The sequence below is a fragment of the Acinetobacter sp. YH01021 genome, assembly GCF_013420255.1.
GTDB lineage: Bacteria > Pseudomonadota > Gammaproteobacteria > Pseudomonadales > Moraxellaceae > Acinetobacter.
Window position 1 is genome coordinate 206,492 of sequence record NZ_VOYO01000002.1, and the last position, 18,675, is coordinate 225,166.

The following is an 18,675-nucleotide window of genomic DNA, read 5'->3' on the forward strand; positions in this document are numbered from 1 at the left end:
ATATTTAGCTAAATGTCAATATTGATCTACCCTAAATTTTCCCGTATCTTGTGTTCAATTAATTTTAAAACCACTAGGTCTTGTGTTTATTCCTCAAATACTGTGGCATAAAATTTGCCCAGTTCAAACGGTCCATAAACATAAAAATAGATGACAATGGAGCTATGCTAAATGAGCGTAATCACTTCAACTCCTGGTCAACTTCAGGTGATTAAACGCACCGGTGATGTTGCCGCTTTTGATGCAGAAAAAATTTCTGTCGCAATTGGTAAAGCGTTTTTGGCGGTTGAAGGCCAACAAAGCGCTGACTCGAGCCGGATCCATGATCGTATCGAACAACTGACGGAAATGGTATTAAATACCTTTAAACGTCGTTTACCATCTGGCGGAACGATTCATATTGAAGAAATTCAAGACCAAGTTGAACTTGCGCTAATGCGTACGGGCGAACAGAAAGTTGCGCGCTCTTATGTCATTTACCGTGAACAACGTTCTGAAGCACGTAAACAGTTAGGTGCTCATCATCACCCGACCCTGCAAATTACTGATGCTGAAGGCAAACTCAAGCCACTAGATTTAAGTGCTTTAACTGCGCATGTTACTAAAGCAGCAGAAGGCCTTGAAGGGATTGATGTACAAGCGATTGTCGATGAGACCGTGAAAAACTTGTACAACGGCGTAAAAGAGTCTGACATCTCGACCACGATGATGATGGCGACCCGTACCCGTATCGAGCAAGAACCTAACTATACATATGTGACTGCACGTTTATTGCGTGATGACCTGGTTGCGACTGGTTTGAAATTCCTGGGTCTACCTGTAGATACAGTTGAAGGCGATGCGCTGGAAACTTACCTGAAAAAAGGGATTGAGCTTGAGCTGCTTTCTCCAGAATTGCTGAACTTTGACTTGGCGAAACTGGCTGCTGCGATTCAACCGGAACGCTCGAATCAGTTTACTTACTTGGGTCTGCAAACTTTATTTGACCGTTACTTCATCCATTCAGATGGTGTACGTTTCGAACTTCCGCAATTGTTCTTTATGCGTGTTTCTATGGGCTTGTCGCTCAATGAAGAAAACCGTGAAGAGCGCGCGATTGAGTTCTATAACTTATTGTCTAGCTTCGACTACATGGCTTCTACGCCGACCCTGTTTAACTCAGGTACGCTACGTCCACAATTATCTAGCTGTTACTTGACTACAATTGATGATGACCTGTACGACATCTATGGCGCAATGCGTGATAACGCAATGCTGTCTAAATGGGCAGGTGGTTTAGGTAATGACTGGACGCCAGTTCGTGCCTTGAACTCATACATCAAAGGTACAAACGGTAAGTCGCAAGGTGTTGTTCCATTCCTTAAAGTAGCGAATGATACGGCTGTTGCGGTTAACCAGGGCGGCAAGCGTAAAGGTGCAGTATGTGCATACTTAGAAACCTGGCACCTGGACATCGAAGAATTCCTTGAACTGCGTAAGAACACTGGTGATGACCGTCGTCGTACCCATGACATGAACACTGCGAACTGGGTTCCTGACCTGTTCATGCAACGTGTATTCGAAGATGCTGAATGGACTTTGTTCACCCCTTCTGAAACGCCTGATCTGCATGATTTGACTGGTGCAGAATTCGCTGAGCGTTATGCACATTACGAAGCGATTGCCAAAGAAACAAACATGTTGCACAAGAAAATCCGTGCAAAAGATTTGTGGCGCAAAATGCTGTCTATGCTGTTTGAAACTGGTCACCCGTGGATCACATTCAAAGACGTATGTAACCTGCGTTCACCACAACAACACGTAGGTGTAGTTCACTCTTCTAACTTATGTACAGAAATTACGCTGAACACCAGCAAAGAAGAAATCGCGGTATGTAACTTAGGTTCGATCAACCTGGTACAACACGTTCAAGGTGGTGTTCTTGATCGCGAAAAACTGGCACGTACAGTTAAAACTGCGGTTCGTATGCTCGATAACGTGATTGACATCAACTACTACGCTGTTCCACAAGCACGCAACTCGAACCTGAAACACCGTCCGGTTGGTATGGGTATCATGGGCTTCCAGGATGCACTGTATGAGATGAACCTTGCTTATGGTTCTGATGCTGCGGTTGAGTTTGCTGATGAATCGATGGAAGTGATTTCGTACTACGCGATTTCAACATCTAGCGATTTGGCTGTTGAACGTGGTACATACGAAACATTCAAAGGTTCATTGTGGGATCAAGGTATCCTACCAATCGACTCGCTTGATCTGGTTGCGAAAACTCGTCCAGAACGCATGTTCGAAGTCGACCGCACTCAACGTCTGGACTGGGATACTTTACGTGCCAAAGTTCAAAAAGACGGTATACGTAACTCGAATGTGATGGCAATTGCTCCGACTGCTACGATTTCAAACATCTGTGGCGTGTCTCAGTCAATCGAGCCAACCTTCCAGAACTTGTATGTGAAATCAAACCTGTCTGGTGAATTCACTGTGATCAACCCGTACCTGGTACGTGCGTTGAAAGAACGTGGTCTTTGGGATGCGGTGATGGTCAACGACCTGAAACACTTCGAAGGTTCTGTTCAGAAGATTTCCCGTATTCCTGAAGAGCTTAAAGCCATTTTCGCGACTGCATTTGAAGTTGATACACGCTGGATCGTGGATGCTGCATCACGTCGTCAAAAATGGATCGATCAGGCTCAGTCTCTTAACCTTTACATCGCTGGTGCAAACGGTAAGAAACTGGACATCACTTACAAGATGGCTTGGTTACGTGGTCTTAAGACGACTTATTACCTTCGTGCATTGGGTGCGACTTCTGCTGAGAAATCAACCATTAACACTGGCGCATTGAACGCAGTTAAACCTGCAACTGTTGCGGCGCCTGTTGTAGCAGCAGCTCCTGTCGTTGAAGCGCAAAAACCTGAAGCTCCTGCAGAGGAAGAAGGTTTTGCTCAAGCGGCGCCAGTGCCAATGGCATGTTCAATTGACAATCCTGATTGTGAAGCTTGTCAGTAATCTGACAGGTTTTAAATCCTCCCCGACCCTCCTTTAATAAAGGAGGGAGAAAGTCCCCCTTTTCAAAGGGGGACTTAGGGGGATTACGAAATTCAGGCAATAAAAAAGCCCTCTAGCGTCCGTCAAAACTAACTAGAAGGCTTTCAATCTCGAAGTGATACCAAGATGGTCACGACGAGGCTGGCATCACAAAATGCGTGAACGGATTGTATCATCGATTCGAGAAACGAGCCAGTAAGAGTCATCTTAAATTTGTAATGGAGATTATCTCTATGGCTACGAAAAAAGTTTCTCGTGATGCAGGAACTGGTCGTTTCGTAACTGAAGGCTATGCAAAAAAGCATCCTAAAACTACAGTTACTGAAACAATCAAGCCTAGTAAATCATCTAAAAAATGATTTAAACGTGAATCCTAGTTTCGGCTAGGATTCACAAACTAAAAGTAAAAGGAAACCTAAATGCCACATATGACTCATAACTACATGTTAGGACTTGCGGCATTGCTGATTTCCTTTGGTATTACCTTTTATTTACCAATTGCTTATTTCTGGTTCAAAGTTCGCCAACAGCGTAAACAAAATAAGTAGTGGGGATTATTGCTCCTGTATAAAACTAGAGCATTCATCGACAAAACTTAATTTTGCTTACACAAATTAAGCGTATAGTAAGACATCTCAGCCAAGCTGAATGTCTCATAAAAGATATAAAGCAACGTAGAGAGAATTGATATGTCTATCCTAAGTTGGGACGATTTCGAAGATGATTCGCAAAAACCGGCTGCACCTGAACAGCAGCCTGCGCCCGTCGAGCCGCAAAAAGCGACTAATTCACAGATGGTATCTGATGCAGGCAACGCATCGCCGGATGTGGCAGCTGCACAACCCCTTAGAGCCACTCAAAACCGAGGATCAAATCCAACCGATTCGCTGGCAAGAGCATCTGCTTCCCTAGATCAGCTTGATGTTGCTCCAGGCCTTGAAGAACTTGAAATGGGCGCACAACGTGTTCAGGTTGACGACAAGGCGATGATCAACTGTCGTGCAGACTTGAACCAGCTTGTTCCATTCAAATACGAATGGGCTTGGCAGAAGTATCTGGACGGATGTGCAAACCACTGGATGCCACAAGAAGTGAACATGAACCACGACATCGCGTTGTGGAAGTCTGAAAATGGCTTGACTGAAGATGAACGTACCATTGTGATGCGTTCACTTGGTTTCTTCTCGACTGCGGATTCACTGGTTGCAAACAATCTGGTACTGGCGATTTACCGTCATATTACCAACCCTGAATGCCGTCAGTACATCTTGCGTCAGGCGTTTGAAGAAGCGATTCACACACACGCTTACCAGTACTGTATCGAATCTTTAGGTATGGATGAAGGCGAAGTCTTCAACATGTACCGCGAAGTACCGTCAGTGGCACGTAAAGCAGCGTGGGGCCTGAAATATACTCAGTCTTTAAGTGATCCTACTTTCAAAACCGGTACACCTGAAAACGACCAGATTCTGCTTCGCAACCTGATCGCATTCTATTGTGTACTTGAAGGTATCTTCTTCTACTGCGGTTTCAGCCAGATCCTGTCGATGGGCCGTCGTAACAAGATGAATGGTGTGGCCGAGCAATTCCAGTACATCCTGCGTGATGAGTCGATGCACCTAAACTTTGGTATCGATATGATCAACCAGATCAAGATCGAAAACCCGGGTTTATGGACGACTGAATTCCAGGAAGAAATCATTCAGATGATTCTTGAAGGTACGATGCTGGAAATCGAATATGCACGTGACACAATGCCACGCGGTGTACTCGGTATGAATGCTGGCATGATGGAAGAATACCTAAAGTTCATTGCTAACCGTCGTCTGGCGCAATTAGGCTTGCCTGAACAGTTTGCTGGCGTGAATAACCCGTTCCAGTGGATGTCAGAAATGATGGACTTGCGTAAAGAGAAGAATTTCTTCGAGACGCGCGTAACAGATTACCAAACTGGCGGTGCGTTAAGCTGGTAAGGTTTAGCTTAAAATGACACGATATCTGTGATTTTAACTTTAAATAAAAAGCCACCCTTGCGGTGGCTTTTTTATGATCTGATTTATCGTCTTCAATTCTGGGATTTATTTCAACCGCTTCCCTGCTTCATCAACAATCATTTCCCCATCTTCATTGCTAAACGCTGCGCACTGCGGAGCAGAAAGAATATCTAAAACAACTTCTGATGGAGAAACTTTACAAGTTCACCCTCCTCACCCGCGGTCAGTCTGCTGATCTCACCGATCGATATTCTGAACGAGTCTAAAGTGCTGAGGAATTATCGAAACGGGTAAATCAGCAAAAGATCTAGTTTTATCTCAAATCCTCTGATCAACTTTTCAAAACTTAAATATTAAAAATCCCGCTCAGGAAACGGGATTTTTTATTTTGAAAATTTAACAGCCCTAAATCATTTCAATTAAAATTCTTTTGTCACACTCAGACCAGCGCTCCAGTTCCGCCCTTCTGCCGGCTCAAAGAAACGGCTATTACTTTCATTGACAATCACCGAACCAGAATAATCTTTATCAAACAGGTTATCGACACGCGCAAAAGTATTCACCGCCCAATCTTGCATTTTCCAGTGATAACCTACATTGGCACCAGCGACTGTGTAGCTTGGTGCAGCATCCGAATTCAAGTCATTCACATAAATCTTATCGGAGTAACGCACATCCAGACCTGCATGTAAGCCTTTTTCAGGCTTCCAGCCCAAACTTAAAAATGCCTGATTTTTGGCAATCCCCGGAATATAGTTTCCTGATTCAACTCTCGACACTGCAATACTGCCATTCTGATTTAAAATTTCAGGAATATCTGCATCAAAAGTTGCATTTATATAGCTATAGCTGGCCTGTGCAATTAGGTCACGCCATAGGCTTTTATTCCAGGAGAGTTCAATACCTTCTCTTAAAGTTTTATCGGCATTACGGAAAGTAGAGCGACCATTGTCATTACCTGCAGAAACAATGTCATTCTTCGTCTTGGTCTGGAAAACTGCAACAGCAAAATCACCTAATGTATTTGCAGATTTCAATCCCATCTCATAAGTTCTACTTTCTGCTGCTTTTAGATCAAGTGTGCGGCTACTACCATCCGCTGGATAAGCCATTTCTGTAAAAGTTGGAGTTTCAAAGCCTTGGGCATAGCTGACATAAGTCATCAGCTCAGGTAAAATTTTCCAGCTTAAACTTAGCGATGGCAGTAACTTGTCAAAAGTAGTTTTACCAGAATTATCACCATTCACATCAGTAATATAATGATCTTCTGATTTAAAATGCACGTTGCTATAACGTAGTCCAGCATCTAGAGTCCAATCGGGAGCAAAGTGATAAGAAGCTTGCAAATATGGATCTACATTCCACAGGGTATTGTCTTCATCACGACGTAACTCACCCTTAACTCCAAAAGTATTCCCTACATAATTTAGATAACCTTTTCTGTCTTCGGTCATGGCATCAACAGCAAGTCCAGCAATCAGTTTAGTATTTGGTAAAACATCTCTACCTGTCCAACGTAAGTCTGCACCATAAAACTGACGATCAAAATCAATTACACCACCTGGGTGTTTTTCTAATGACTGAAAAAACTTAGAAATTGATTGATACTGGATAACCTCACGCTGCCCCCAATAGGCCATGCCATACAGTTCATGCTGATCATTGATTGACTTATTCCAAGTAAGACCTGTTTGAAATTGCTCAATTTCTTTTTTTGTATTAAATCCCTGAATTCTACTGTCTATTTGTTTTGGATTTGCTTTCCAATCCTTTCTCTCTAGACCACCCGGATCATCTGCAGCAATTTTAACGTAATTATTCATCCAGTTGATTTTAGAACCATCTTCCAGATCCCAGGTCAGCTTGGCATTATTCAAAACTTTATGTGCACTGCTGTGGTCACGGTAACCATTGGTATCAAAATAAGAGGAGCTAATGACATAGCTTGGCTCTGAAGTATTCTCTGAACCACCTTGCAAAACTAGCTTGGTCTGCCCTTTATTCTGGCTCCCTGCAGAATGCCCCAGTTCAATCGAGTCAGCACCTTGCCCCTCTCGCGTGGTGGTTAAAATCGTTCCCCCCGAAGAGTTGCCATAGAGCGATGAAAATCCACCACCCAATACTTCAATATGGTCCAGACTATTCAAGTCAATATTCGAGGTTTGCCCCTGCCCATCCGGCATTGTTGCAGGGATTCCATCTACATATAAACGCACACCACGCACACCAAAACTGGAGCGAGCGCCAAAGCCTCGCATCGAAATTTGTAGGTCCTGGGCATAGTTTTCACGGTTATTTAACTGTAATCCCGGAACGCCTTTTAATGTTTCTGAAAGGTTCACATTCATACTGTTATCTTGTTCTTGATTTAGATAATACACTGACGCTGGTGTGGTCAATCGTTCCCGATCGGTACGGGTTGCTTGAATGACAATCGTGTCTAACCTTTGGACTTCTTGTATGTCATTTTCTGCATAAATATGCTGACCTACGCAAGCAATCAGGCAGGACAAGGTCGATCTCACGAATGGAAATTTCGGGCTTTGATACATAAATGACAGGCCTTATTTGAAAGTGGTTTAATGCGGCAAATACCTTATCGAGATGGCGTACATCTCATGATTCAACTCATTTTGTTTTAAGCATCGATATCCAATAAATGCGCTGATTCGATGACATATAGTTCGCTCAATGAATAGAAATATTTTGAGCTTAAAAATTCTGTGTTCGATAAATTCAGACTTGATTAATCCTTTATCTAAATTGCGCTTAAAATCAGCCATATACAAAGCATATTATTTTAATACGATCTGAATGAAATTGAGCTTTCAGCAACAAATCAACATCATTTCTCTGTGCCCTTAAAACTCGATGTAGGCTTTCAAAAACAGCTTATAAAAAAGCCTGACGAATCAGGCTTCTTCATACTTAATTAGAGGTTCAACTATTTATTGTCTGGCAAGGCATAAGCCACCAGAGAGTCACCCATTTTGGTACCAAAGGAACCATGACCACCCGCCATAATGACTACATACTGCTTGCCATTGGCTTCATAAGTCATTGGTGTAGCCTGACCACCTGCAGGTAGACGGCCTTTCCACAATTCATCACCGTTGTTCACGTTGATGGCACGGATATAGTTATCTTGAGTTCCGCCTACAAACATCACGTTGCCCGCAGTTGAAATAGGACCACCCAACATCGGCACACCCATTTTGAATGGCGGCAATGGAATGCCCGGCATACTGTCACGAATGGTACCGATGCGGCGTTTCCATGCCACTTCATGAGTATTTAAGTCCACACCTGCAACAAAGCCCCAAGATGGCTGTTTACACGGCAGTCCAAATGGAGACAGGAACGCACTGATTTCAACGCCATAAGGCACACCATACATCGGTTGAACACCTGCTTCTGTACCTGCACCTTTAGCCGTCTTAGGACGGTTCGGATCTTGAGGAATCAGTTTTGATACAAATGGCAGGCCAATCGGGTTGGTCAATGCAATTTGACGATCTGGATTCACCGACATACCACCCCATTCGAACACACCCAGGTTACCCGGGAAGACCAGCGTCCCATTTTCAGAAGGTGGGGTATAAATGCCATCGTAATTCAGTTTGTGGAACGCAACACGGCAGACCAACTGGTCAAACATGGTCGCACCCCACATCTGTTTATCGGTCAATTTATCTTGTGGCGCCAGATTAAAATCAGAGAACGGTTGAGTTTTAGAATAGAACTCGCCTTTGGTTTGAGGGCCACGTTTCACAGATTGTGGTACCGGTTTTTCGGTAATCGGCACAATGGCTTTACCATTACGGCGATCCAGCACAAAAGCATTCCCGGTTTTGGTCAAGACATAAATGGCTGGAACCATATTGCCATTTTTATCTTTAATCTCGGTCAATGTCGGCTGTGAAGGTACGTCCATATCCCACAAATCATGATGGGTAGTCTGGAAGTTCCATACCAGCTTACCGGTCGTTGCATTCAAGGCCAGCATCGAGTTGGCATAACGCTCGTCCAGTTCAGTCCGGTGACCACCGTAAATATCCGGGGTACCGACACCCGTTGGTACGTAGACGATATCCAGCTCTGCATCATAGGCCAAAGGTGCCCATGCATTAGGTGAATTATGTACAAATTTTTGACCCGGTGCAGGGATCAAATTCGGATCTTCAGCGCCTGTGTCAAATACCCAAAGCAGTTCACCGGTATTGACATCATAACCACGGATCACACCCGATGGTTCTTCAGTTGAATAGTTGTCGGTAGTTGAACCTGCAATAATAATGGTGGTGCCGGTGACTACAGGCGGTGAGGTTGGAATATAACCGCCCGGATATGGGAATGGCATATCTTTTTGCAGATCGACTTCGCCATTTTTACCAAAGTCAGAACAGACTTTACCGGTGGTCGCATTAACCGCCACTAAACGCCCATCATTGACCGGTAAAATCACTTTTTGTGGACATTCAGCCGATGTGGTTTTCTTCGCAGCAAGGCTACTTTCAAAACCAGCCATATTGTTGACATCATAATAAGATACGCCACGACAGGTTAAATGCTGATAAGTATGATCGGCTTTCAGCTTTGGATCATAGGTCCATTTCGCCTTACCTGTTGCCGGATCAAGCGCAGTCAATTTCTGGTGAGTGGTACAGATGTACATGTTGTCACCCACCTTGATTGGGGTAACCTGATTGGTGGTTTCACCCGAGTCATTTTCAGTCTTGAATTCGCCCGTGTGATATTCCCAAGCTACCTGCAAATCTTTGACATTTTCAGTATTAATCTGCTTTAACGGTGAATACCGTAAACCGGACTGGGTACGACCATAAGCGGGCCAGTCTTCATCTGCCACACCCGGGATTGGCTGGTGGGCTGCAGGCTGCTGAGATTTTAATTCACCGCGAATTTCTTGCGGGTCATTAAATACAGCATAAATCATGACGGCAATAGTAATGGCCAATGAAGCACCCAAGGCAATTTTCGCACCTTTGCTTTGATCAAAGCCACGTGTTACCGCCGGAATAAGCAGCGCTAAACCAAACAGACCTAAAATATCCAAACGCGGCGCAAGTGCAAAGAAATCTGAACCGACTTCCCATAGGCCCCACACCACTGTTGCCAAAACGAATATGGCATAAACCAGAAGTGCAGCGCTTTTTCGTTTATACAAGAGAACTGCGGTCGCAATAAAGAGAATACCTGCAATGATGTAGTACCAAGACCCACCCAGCACTGCAAGATAAATCCCTCCAATCAGCAGTCCTATACCGAAAACAGCGGCAATGACCGCTAAAATTGTTTTCAGTACTGAACCTGATGAAGTATTCATGTTGAACACCTATAAAAGTTTTTTGAAAGTCCATGCACATGACAGGCATGAGCACCCTTATTGTTAAATTCTGAGTTATAAATACATCAATGTCTTAAGCAGGCATTGCCCATTACTGCAACAAAGCACCTAGAGATTCAATAGTGTATTTGCAACTAAAAACTATATTTTAAAATGACGTATTAAACTTGATTCCGCCCACCCAGACATTTTCACCATCTTTATATGCACCGACGTGACGCACATATTGCACATTCGGGCGAATGGTGAGCCAATTAGTGGCATGTAAGCCATAATAAATTTCTGCATCGATTTCTTGATGACGGTCAGCACTGACATCGTCATTCATGTTGATGCGTGCAATACCAAATGCGATTTCATCTTGAGGGCGTGAATCCATTGCACCCTTATAAACCAGCCCGATATTTTGCATATCACTGACATTATTGGTTTTGGAGTCATGCACTGTCGCATTCACAAAGCCGGTCAAACCACGCGAAGTATCTCCGTGATGTGCAGTCAATTGTTGCTTGGCAACAATCCAGCCCCCATGGTGATGATCGGTTTGATCTGGATTGGAAATGACTTCAGCCTCTGCTGTACTGTAGTAATAACCGGCACGGTATTCACCCGGTAGTTTCTGTTCACCCAGTTTAGGCGCCCAGACCACTTCTGCAGGAAGCATTGCCCCTTTGGAACCATCCGTACTCAGGTTAAATCCTTTACCACGTTCCAGATTCTCAGGGTTGTACTCATAAGCACCGACTTGGGCATAAAATTCAGGGTTAATATTGTATTTGACCCGTGCAGCCCATTGGCTTACCGGCCAGTTGTACCACTGATCACCGACCCAGTTCCCGACTTGTGAACCGCATAGGGCCAGATTCTGAAAATCGCAGTCAAAACTGTTGAAGTCTTCGCCTTCACCGAAGCGCCCGACTTTCACATCCAGTTTTTGTTCCAGGAATTTTTTCTTGATCCATAAATCAGTCAGACGCCAGGTTTGACCACGGCCCCAGACCTCTTGTACTGAACTCAAATGACCGTTTAAAGCAGCAGCGCTTTGAGACAGTGACTGACCATTACGCTGAGTGACAGTAATTTGCGCTTCAGTATCTTGCCAGCCTGCAATTTTTGCCAGATCCAGATGTGCCCCAAAAACAAACTGGTCCGCATATTCAGTTCTATGGCTTGAAGATCTTTGTGCATCGATCAAGCTTGCCATTTCACCCGTATAACCAAAACTGAAATCATAGCCCTGATTTTGGAGTGCTGTACGTTGCCCGTTCCAGTCACCGAGCATCCACGGGCTTTCCGAACTGAAAGCAGCTTCAGCATGCACAGTGGTCGTGGTTAAGATGAAAGAGGCACAGCAAAGGTAAACGGCCTTCGATAATGGGGAGAGATACATTGAATGTGATACCTTCATCACAATATGAAGCTTTTTATTATACGCCTGTTGATTTTAAAAAATCGTTAATAATAGATAAAAAGTATGAATAAAATGTTATATTTATTAGTATTATTATATGCTTTTTGTAAATTTAAAATTTATAAGTATCTGTTTATCATCATATTAAATTTAACAACATCAAACCATAGTTCCAAAGAAAAATTTGATATTCATCAGATAGATTTAGCTTTAATTTCTTATAAAAGATTCAGAGATAAATCAGCGCCATTACTATTTAATTTTCTTCATTTCAAATCATGCAACGCTACATTTTTTGTTGATTGAATACTGAATCACTATTGCGATAAGGCTTTTAAAAACATGAAAAAATTAGATTATGCTAAAGTTATTCTGATAAGAAATTGCGTCGCTTTAAAACAATAATCTAGCTTAATAGACGAGAACAAGCATGAAAGGTTCAATCCTTGATTTTTCTATTCAACACAATACCGGTTTTATCTCGGGGGATGATAATCAGCGCTATAGCTTTAATGGCGCAGACTGGCGTAGTGAGCGTCCACCTTCACGCGGTGATCGGGTCGATTTTATCGTCAATACCGCGGGTGAAGCATCTGAGGTTTATTTAACCTCAGGCAGTTCTATTTATCTGGGAGAAAAAATTTCCAGTCAGCTTGGCAAATATTCAAATCTGGATCAAGCCGAGGAAAATTATAGCAGCATTGACTGGTTTGTAAAATGTCTGACCAACTATGCAAACTTTTCCGGCCGTGCACGCCGTAAAGAATTTTGGTTCTTTATGCTGTTTTGTGTAATTTTAGGCATTGTTGCTGAGGTAATTGATACAGTTTTAGGCACTAAACCGCTGGTGAATAGCCTGCTTAATCTGGCACTTCTAGTCCCAAGTCTGGCCGTTGGCGCGCGTCGCTTGCATGATGTAGGACGCTCTGGTTGGTGGCAATTACTGACGCTTACCGTGATTGGCATACTGGTACTGATCTGGTGGTGGGCAACTGAAACCAAGCAACAAAACAATGAATATGGTGCTCCTGCCAAATAACTGAACCTTACAAATCCCGTCTTGATACGGGATTTGGTTATCGATTATTTAATGACTAAATATCAGCAAAATCAGACTTTCTCCATGCTGCAAGATCAATTAGTGAAATTTCCAGATGCTGTATGGGTGCAAATCTATAAAGATAAAATGCAGCTGATGAATATAGATGGCACGATTACGCATACCCTGCTACCCGATGTGCCCTATGCCCATCCGCGGAGTATTATTGCCGACTTTGATGCAGCCGCGGTGACGCTGAAACGGCTGTTACCATCGTCAATGATGAAGAAACTATTTAGCTCTATAGCACTGCTGCAAATTATGGATCTGCCTGAAGACGGTTTAACCGAAGTTGAAAAGCGTGCGTTACTCGAACTCGGTTATGAAAGTAGCGTGCAAAATGTCATCCTGTTTGACCATGCAGGAAATGCTCTGACCAAAGCCAGAGTTCCCCCCCAACATCGAATGACGATCATCAACATTTTACTGGTGATCATCATTATGGTGGTGCTGGCATCGACCTGGTTTTTGACGCTTTAAATGTTCATCCAAGAGCAAAAATCCCGCACGCTGCGGGATTTTTATTGAGATAACCATCTAATAAGAGAATTGATCTCTATAGATGAACCAGCTTATAGACATCGCCTCTCTAAAAATCAGCTCAAATAAAATAAGCAAAAATTAGGGTTTATTTAAAATAATCTAATAACTGATTAAAGCGGTCAATTTTATATTTAGGTTGTGCCACCTCTAACTCTTCCTGACTGCCATAACCATAACTTACCGCTATAGTCTCAATACCATTGTGACGGGCGCCAAAAATGTCATGCTCACGGTCACCGACCATCATGCATTGATCGGCCTGTAACTGTTGCTGCGCTAAAATATACTGAATCAGCTCGGCTTTATTGGTGCGGTCACCATTCAGCTCACTACCATGAATGTCAGTAAAATACTGGGCCAGATCAAAATGTTCCAGAATCTGTTTGGCATACACTGTCGGTTTTGCTGTAGCGACAAACAAGCGATAACCACGGCGTTTCAGTTCTGCCAGCGTTTCTGCCACACCCTCAAAAACATGATTTTCATAAAGACCCTTGACTGCAAAGCGCTCCCGATAACCCATCAAGGCCTGCTCAGCCAGCACATGATCGGCTTCAACATTTAAAATTTTGGCTAGTGAGGCTTTTAAAGGAGGACCAATAATCCAGTCGATATTGATCTCGTCACTAATCGGATGACCAATTTTTTCCAGACCATAGCGTGCAGACGTCGTAATCCCCACTTTCGGATCGGTTAATGTCCCATCCAGATCAATTAAAATATTCTTAATCACCGCCTATCCCCTCTCATCAGCACCGATATAAATTAATATCGAGAGTTCATTCAAATTTGCCTATACTAATGCAATTTTAGTGAATGAAGGACATCATTTTGCGCCCTACCGTACTTTGCTTTTCCGGTTTAGACCCTTCAGGTGGAGCCGGCCTTCAAGCAGATATTGAAGCTATTGGTCAAAGTGGTGCACATGCGGCAATTGCCTGCACAGCCCTCACTATTCAAAATTCACAGCAGGTTTTTGGTTTCGAAGCCACTTCCAGAGAATTGCTATTGGCACAGGCCAATGCTGTGGTAAATGACCTGCCCATTCGTTGCGTAAAATCTGGCATGTTAGGCACCACAGACAATATCGTGGCTCTGGCCGAGTTTCTGACTGTACATCCAGATTATCTGTATGTGCTGGATCCGGTTTTGGTCGCCAATAGTGGCGGCTCGCTGGGTAATCAGGAAACGCTGGTCAAAGCATTTACCCAGCTGATTCCATTGGCCACCATTTTAACGCCAAATACGGTTGAACTGCGTGCCCTGACGGGTGAGCAAGACCTCAAACTGGCCACTCAAAAATTGTTTAAAATGGGTGCACAGGCTGTTTTGGTCAAAGGGGGGCATGAAGATACGCCTGATTATATCCAGAACAGCCTGTATATCGCAGGTGAGCTGGTCAACGAAACTCGCTGTCCACGTCTGCCAGGTGAATATCATGGTTCTGGCTGTTCACTGGCCAGTTTCATTGCCGGACGTCTGGCCATGGGTGATCAGTTGAAAACTGCGGTACAGCATGCTGAAACCTGGTTATTTGGGGTATTAAAAAATGCTGAAATTCCTGTTCCAAATGGCCAGAGAATTCCAAAGCGTTTTTAAGATTACACTTCTTAAAATCAAAACTAAAAAAGCCTGAGTCATTCAGGCTTTTTTATCACTGCTATTTTTTAAACAATACTATTTGGCCTGATAAATGATTTTGCTTACATAGGTCGGTAAATTCCAAGCACCACCGGCGAAGCCTTTGCATTGTACGGTCAGACCACTGAAGCTTTTGACAAATTTCTTGCCATTCCAGGCCCATTCGTTCTGACTCAGACAATCGCCCAAACCACGCACTTTATGCCCGGAAAATATCTGGCCTTGGTTAAATGTTTCTCCCGAGGTCGTCACCAACTGTTTAAATTGCTTGTTTCGATCCATCAGCCAGAAGCCACTACCCATATTATAAGCCCCACGCCAGCATGGAATCTGAATCAGTTGATTCTGGGCATTAATGGGATAAATGGTCATAACATCATCATCCAGAAAACGCTGGCTAAACAGCAAATCACATTGATCTTCCTTGGTGGTGGCTTGCAGTTTTCGAATCATCTGCTGACTTGTTGCCGTATTCAGTTTTGCTTGAGTGGCTTTGCCTGACTGATATTTTGGTATCTGAATTTTCGGTATCGCTGCAGCTTTGAGCACCGCCTGATTGGATTTTTTCCCCGGCCTGATCAAGGCTGAGGGCGTAGAAAGTCGACGCTGAAATTCATCCATCTTGAGTAAAACGGCACTGGCACCGGAAGTCGACAGGTTCCAGCGTGATTGCGTATTCTTAAATACAACCGGAGCTGTTCCCTGTATAGCTTTTAGCAAGGCTCGCGTTTGATCAGTACTGAGTTGCCCTATTCCCTCCCGATTCAGACCAATCACACCATAAGGTGTGCTGGCAATTTGTAGCTGAAGCTGTCGTGTAGGTGTGGCAGCAGCTAAGGGTAAAATCTGGACTTGGGCTTTGATACTACTGTTTGCACCCGCAGCACGCTCTAGTAGCACCGAAACCGGCTGATCAATATCTTGATCCGATTGATAACCGGCAGCGCGGCAGGTGCCGGTATTATCACAGGAAATTTCCCAGTCTTTATGTAAAAAATGCAGTCCCTGAATAGCAGCCAGACTCCATGAACTGATACTGGCTAGACCAAATGTGATACTCATGATTTTGATGCTGTAGATCCATTTTTGTTTCATCATTTAGTCCTTATTTAAAACGCTTGCCGAGGTAGCAGGCTGCATCTGCTCAATCTGCTTCTGTTTATCTTTTTTCTTGCGCTCATTGCTCAGGGTCGCCATTAAATCCTGCGCCAAAGCCTTAAGCAGAATCATATCTTCGGCCTGCATCTGTCTCGGTTGTTTATCCAGCAGACATAGACTCCCAAGCGCAATTCCATTTTTATCTTTTAAAGGCACACCAGCATAGAAACGGATATGATGCTGTCTTAATTCTGACAGATGTGGAAAGCGCGGGTCACGCTGCAAGTCTTCTATCACCAAAGGCTCATTCTGATAGAGCAAATGGGTGCAGACTGAATCCTTGCACATTTGTCGGGTTGCAACAGGCTCCTGAGTAAAAGGACTGATTGGAATATACATTTCATGCTGATTCAGCCAGGAAATTTGTGCGTAATCAACGTCAAAGGCTTGACGGGCTTCTTCAATATATTGTTTATAAAGGGTCTGATGACGATGATCCAATAACCCCAATTCATTTAAAGCCTGCTGCCGTTCTTTTTCATTCTTGATCTCCAGATTCTCAAACCAGCTTTCGCCTTCATTCAAGGTATAAGTTTCGATAGTCAGAATCAGATCATCGACATTATTGACCAGTGCCTGCAGCTCAAAACGTTGTTGCAGTTCATCCAGAAGCTCCAGCTGCATCACACTCCAAGTCGCAAAAATGATTTTCAGCTCAGGATATTGCTGCGCCAGTCTATATTTCAGCAACCGAATCTGTGCCGCAGGCGCATGATGAAAAATAGACACACATAAAATCTTGATCGAAGCTGGTAATACAATACCCTTTCCTGATTCACTCGATTGAATCAGCACATCCAGATCATTTCGGGCAGCAATATTTTTGAGATTTAGGGCATGCGCCAACATGGCAGAAATCTGGGTGTCAATTTCCCAACGCGCACCAACACAATAAACTTCGGGCTGCTCGGCACTCATCTTACTCGGATAGGCTTTTTGAAACGCATGATTAAAGAACTGCAAGCCCTGATAAAGACGCAACCGGTGTTCGGCAGTGACATCGGTATCATGTCCTTGAGAATAAATCCGAATGGCTGGAATGGCCACTTCGCCATAGAACATTTGTACCCGACGGGCCACCTCCTCTACACTGGGCTTTTTCGGTAATTGCGCACAGATATAATCATTGGCTACCTGCATTGCGTCATTGACTTCATCTGCCACCAGTCGCTGGTAAAAGCGTTCGGAGGGTGACAATACTGGCGTACTGCCGAGCAAGGTTTTGACAAAACCCAGTGCCGGCACATAATTGGACAAAACCAGCAGACAAGCAGTCAAAGGGGTCGACAAGATCAGCCCTACCGGTCCCCAGAGAGTGGTCCAGAACGTGGCAGCCAGAATAATCGCCAAGGTAGACAGACCGGTACTTTCCCCATAAAGCCAAGGTTCAATCACGTTATTGCTGATCAGTTCCAGCACCAGAATCAAGCCCACAGTCCAGAGCACCATGTCCCAGCCCGGATCAACGGCGAAAGCCAGCGTAATCGGGAAAATAGCTGAAACGATCGGGCCAACATAGGGTACAAAACGCATAACCACCGCAACCAGCCCCCACATAATCGCTGCCGGCACACCAATCAATAACAGCCCAATCGCCATGGGAATACCATAAGTGACATTGACCAGCAGCTGCATGCGCAAATAGGTCCCGATACTTTTGCCGGCATCATCCAGCGCATCGGTGCCGATATTCAGATTACCGCCCAAGAGTTTCAGAAAGCGATCATGCAGGTCTTTGCCATTGAATAAAATCAATACCATAAACAGGAACACTATCCCGATAATCGCCAGCGGATTCAGGATTTTATTCAACCAGTCCAGCGCAGCCTCTTCACTTGTTGGCTCTAGGCCCACGACTTTGACATTCTGCACATTCGGGTCTTCTGTTTCCTGTTCGGGAGTGTCTATCGAATCTTCAACTGTGTCAAAGGTCTGGATCGCACCATCCCACATACTCGGTCCCTGACGATAGTTTTCGAGCATTTTCAGTTTTTGCTGGATGGTGTCCTGATATTGCGGCAGTTCCTGACTTAGCTTGCCAAGTTGCACCCCCAGATAAGTTGCAGTGCCGCCCAGAAATGACAAGGTCAGGCACATGACCAGGCCAATTGCCGCCCATTGGGGACAGCCCCAGCGCTTTAAGCGAGAAACCAGAGGAGAAAGTAAAAATGCCAGCAGAATAGCCAAAGCCAGCGGAATAAAAATATCACGGCCAAAATACAATGCCATCATCACCACAGCGGCAATGACAAAACCGGCCATCATTCTGAGTGCATGTTGGGTGCGCTGCCGCTCGGACTGATCCGGCATCAATACTTCAGTCTGTTGTTGCAGGTTGGCCTGTCGTGGTTTTACTTGACTGTTCTTGTTGTTATCCACCTGAAAAGTCCTAAAATATTATTCCTTCAACATAATT

At 44.2% G+C, this 18,675-nt stretch carries 13 protein-coding genes and 2 pseudogenes; 8 read left to right on the forward strand and 7 right to left on the reverse strand.

Annotated elements, in window-relative coordinates; all coding sequences use genetic code 11:
• Window positions 1-171 precede the first annotated feature (171 nt).
• The 4 genes from FTT86_RS02800 (at window position 172) to FTT86_RS02805 (ending at window position 5,021) form a co-directional block, all read left to right on the forward strand.
• On the forward strand, window positions 172-3,009 hold the full coding sequence (locus FTT86_RS02800; protein ID WP_180180505.1) for a ribonucleoside-diphosphate reductase subunit alpha: 2,838 nt from the start codon (window positions 172-174) through the stop codon (window positions 3,007-3,009).
• Window positions 3,010-3,281: 272 nt separating this feature from the next.
• The gene (locus FTT86_RS16025; protein WP_004732081.1) at window positions 3,282-3,407 is read left to right on the forward strand and encodes a hypothetical protein; all 126 of its coding nucleotides are present in this window, start codon (window positions 3,282-3,284) and stop codon (window positions 3,405-3,407) included.
• A 60-nt stretch (window positions 3,408-3,467) separates the two neighbouring features.
• Window positions 3,468-3,596, forward strand: a complete 129-nt coding sequence (locus tag FTT86_RS16030) for a hypothetical protein (RefSeq protein WP_004645881.1) — start codon at window positions 3,468-3,470, stop codon at window positions 3,594-3,596.
• A gap of 141 nt (window positions 3,597-3,737) precedes the next feature.
• Window positions 3,738-5,021 carry a ribonucleotide-diphosphate reductase subunit beta gene (locus tag FTT86_RS02805; protein ID WP_064096468.1) on the forward strand — a complete coding sequence of 428 codons (1,284 nt, stop codon included), beginning with the start codon at window positions 3,738-3,740 and terminating at the stop codon, window positions 5,019-5,021.
• A gap of 105 nt (window positions 5,022-5,126) precedes the next feature.
• On the opposite strand, the pseudogene FTT86_RS16035 reads toward FTT86_RS02805, so the two are convergent.
• Window positions 5,127-5,231: pseudogene (locus FTT86_RS16035) on the reverse strand (arsenate reductase (glutaredoxin)); the annotation flags it as partial.
• Between FTT86_RS16035 and FTT86_RS15910 the strand changes: the two are divergent.
• Window positions 5,225-5,308: pseudogene (locus FTT86_RS15910) on the forward strand (arsenical resistance protein ArsH); the annotation flags it as partial. The pseudogenes FTT86_RS16035 and FTT86_RS15910 sit on opposite strands and share 7 nt — an antisense overlap.
• A 153-nt stretch (window positions 5,309-5,461) precedes the next feature.
• On the opposite strand, the gene FTT86_RS02810 reads toward FTT86_RS15910, so the two are convergent.
• From FTT86_RS02810 to FTT86_RS02820, 3 genes are all read right to left on the reverse strand, one after another.
• Window positions 5,462-7,594 carry a TonB-dependent receptor gene (locus tag FTT86_RS02810; RefSeq protein ID WP_180180506.1) on the reverse strand — a complete coding sequence of 711 codons (2,133 nt, stop codon included), beginning with the start codon at window positions 7,592-7,594 and terminating at the stop codon, window positions 5,462-5,464.
• 392 nt (window positions 7,595-7,986) lie between these two features.
• A complete protein-coding gene (locus FTT86_RS02815; RefSeq protein ID WP_180180507.1) occupies window positions 7,987-10,386 on the reverse strand; it encodes a glucose/quinate/shikimate family membrane-bound PQQ-dependent dehydrogenase in 2,400 nt (799 codons plus the stop codon).
• Window positions 10,387-10,555: 169 nt separating this feature from the next.
• On the reverse strand, window positions 10,556-11,797 hold the full coding sequence (locus FTT86_RS02820; RefSeq protein WP_180180508.1) for a carbohydrate porin: 1,242 nt from the start codon (window positions 11,795-11,797) through the stop codon (window positions 10,556-10,558).
• A 451-nt stretch (window positions 11,798-12,248) separates the two neighbouring features.
• Here FTT86_RS02820 and FTT86_RS02825 point away from each other — a divergent pair, with 451 nt between their 5' ends.
• Both FTT86_RS02825 and FTT86_RS02830 read left to right on the forward strand, forming a co-directional pair.
• A complete protein-coding gene (locus tag FTT86_RS02825; protein ID WP_004732088.1) occupies window positions 12,249-12,857 on the forward strand; it encodes a DUF805 domain-containing protein in 609 nt (202 codons plus the stop codon).
• 24 nt (window positions 12,858-12,881) lie between these two features.
• Window positions 12,882-13,397, forward strand: a complete 516-nt coding sequence (locus tag FTT86_RS02830) for a hypothetical protein (RefSeq protein ID WP_180086500.1) — start codon at window positions 12,882-12,884, stop codon at window positions 13,395-13,397.
• Between the two features lie 148 nt (window positions 13,398-13,545).
• Here FTT86_RS02830 and FTT86_RS02835 read toward each other — a convergent pair whose 3' ends face one another.
• Complete coding sequence (locus FTT86_RS02835) at window positions 13,546-14,193, reverse strand: HAD-IA family hydrolase (protein WP_180180509.1); 648 nt, start codon at window positions 14,191-14,193, stop codon at window positions 13,546-13,548.
• A gap of 98 nt (window positions 14,194-14,291) precedes the next feature.
• On the opposite strand from FTT86_RS02835, the gene FTT86_RS02840 reads away from it, so the two are divergent.
• Window positions 14,292-15,059: a hydroxymethylpyrimidine/phosphomethylpyrimidine kinase gene (locus FTT86_RS02840; protein WP_114541029.1), complete on the forward strand. Its 768-nt coding sequence runs from the start codon at window positions 14,292-14,294 to the stop codon at window positions 15,057-15,059.
• Window positions 15,060-15,137: 78 nt separating this feature from the next.
• On the opposite strand, the gene FTT86_RS02845 is transcribed toward FTT86_RS02840, so the two are convergent.
• Both FTT86_RS02845 and FTT86_RS02850 read right to left on the reverse strand, forming a co-directional pair.
• Entirely contained in the window at window positions 15,138-16,196 is a 1,059-nt protein-coding gene (locus tag FTT86_RS02845) for a DUF1176 domain-containing protein (protein WP_180180510.1), read from the reverse strand.
• Between the two features lie 3 nt (window positions 16,197-16,199).
• Window positions 16,200-18,638, reverse strand: a complete 2,439-nt coding sequence (locus FTT86_RS02850; protein WP_180180511.1) for an AI-2E family transporter — start codon at window positions 18,636-18,638, stop codon at window positions 16,200-16,202.
• Between the last annotated feature and the right edge of the window lie 37 nt (window positions 18,639-18,675).